This is a genomic window from Streptomyces sp. NPDC055078, from assembly GCF_053607985.1.
This window is the reverse complement of record NZ_JBSGUP010001068.1, coordinates 1-1,631: the sequence shown is the minus strand read 5'-3', so window position 1 is coordinate 1,631 and position 1,631 is coordinate 1. Positions and strand designations below refer to the sequence as shown.

Annotated in this window: 1 protein-coding gene; it reads left to right on the top strand. The window is 70.5% G+C overall.

What is annotated here, in order from left to right:
- The first annotated feature begins 227 nt into the window (after positions 1-227).
- Positions 228-1,589, top strand: a complete 1,362-nt coding sequence (locus ACWF94_RS40180; protein WP_453500200.1) for an esterase-like activity of phytase family protein — start codon at positions 228-230, stop codon at positions 1,587-1,589.
- The last annotated feature ends 42 nt before the right edge of the window (positions 1,590-1,631 follow it).

Below are 1,631 nucleotides of genomic sequence, written 5' to 3'. Positions count from 1 at the left end.
CCCCCCATCCCCCACCGCACCTCCCCACCGAGCGGAACCGGCCGAAGACGGGGCGAAACACAGGCTGAGACGGCCGAGACCCGCAGAACCCGCCGGTAAGGGACCGTGTGTCGGGCAGTGTTGCACCCGATGTCCGAGGACATCAGCCGGAGGCGCCGGTACACCGTCCGCCTCCGTGCTGCCCGTTCCATCCATGCCGATCCACCTGACCCCCACCAGGAGGCCCGATGTCCCCCACCACACGGCCGAACCGCACCCTGCGCCGCTCCCTCGCCGTCGGAGTCCCGGTGGCCCTGGTCGCGGCGCTCGTCGTCGCCCAGACCGCCACCGGCAACACCGCTTCCGAGGAATCCGAGGAACAGGGTCCGCGTGTGGTGAACTCCGCCGTCCTGGAGGACACTCCACTGGCCGAGTTCAGCAACTCCCTCCTCCCGGGCACCGTCACCAACGACAGAGGCATACGCCTCGGCACCGGGAGCGACCTCTACCCCACGGGCCGGGAGGGCGAGTTCTGGGCCATGACGGACCGCGGGCCCAACGGCGTGATCACCGTCGGCGGCAAGAAGCGCCGTACGTTCCCCGTTCCCGGATTCAACCCGGCGATCGTGAAGATCCGCGTGTCCGGCGACAAGGTGCGGATCCTCTCCGCGATTCCGGTCACCACCTCGTCGGGCAAGCCGGTCACCGGTCTGCCGAACCAGCAGTCGCGCGACGAGTTCCCGTACACGTACGACGCGGGGACCCCGCTCGGCTTCAACCCGGACGGGCTGGACACCGAGGGTCTGGTGCGTGCCGAGGACGGTTCGTTCTGGCTCGCCGACGAGTACGGTCCCTCGCTGGTGCATGTCTCGCCCCGGGGACGGGTCCTGACCCGGTACGTCCCCAAGGGGCTGAATCTGCGGGACACCGGCTACCCGGTCGTGGAGGCCCTGCCCGCCATCCTGCTCAACCGCAAGCAGAACCGCGGCTTCGAATCGCTGACCGCGCTCCCCGGCGGCGATCTGGTGGTCTCCCTGCAGAGCCCCCTCATGGTGCCGGACGCGGCCGCGGGCGCGGCGTCGCGCAATGCGCGGCTGCTGCGCTTCTCGCCCGCCAAGGCGAAGGTGACCGCGGAGTACGCCTACCGTTTCGACGCCGTGAATGTCGTCGACCCGAGTGAGACGGACAACGCGGAGCTGAAGATCTCCTCACTGGTCGCGCTCGACCGCGACACCGTGCTCGTCCAGGAGCGCACGGACAAGTCGTCCCGGCTGCACCGGGTCACCCTGCCGCGCGGCGCGGGCATTCTGGGCACCTCCTGGGACGACCCGGCGACCTCCCCCAGCTACGAGCAGCTGGAGGACCCGAAGGCCGCGGGCGTGCCGGTGCTGTCGAAGCGGCTGCTCGTCGACTTCGGAAAGGTCCCCGGCGTGCCGGGGAAGGTCGAGGGGATCGCGCTGGCCGACGAGGACACCCTCGCGCTCGTCAACGACAACGACTTCGGGATGGTCGACGGCCCCGGGGCCTTCGACCCTGAGGGCCGGCTGGTGGACAGCGGCGTCCGGACGAAGGTGACGTATGTCCAGCTGCCGGAGTCGCTCCGCGACTGAGCGCTGAAGCGCGCGCGAAGCCGCCCGGGACCGTCCCCGGGC

What these genes read in the sequence shown, in the direction of transcription:
- ACWF94_RS40180 (WP_453500200.1), top strand. Translation starts at nt 228, where the DNA reads ATGTCCCCCACCACACGGCCGAACCGCACCCTGCGCCGCTCCCTCGCC.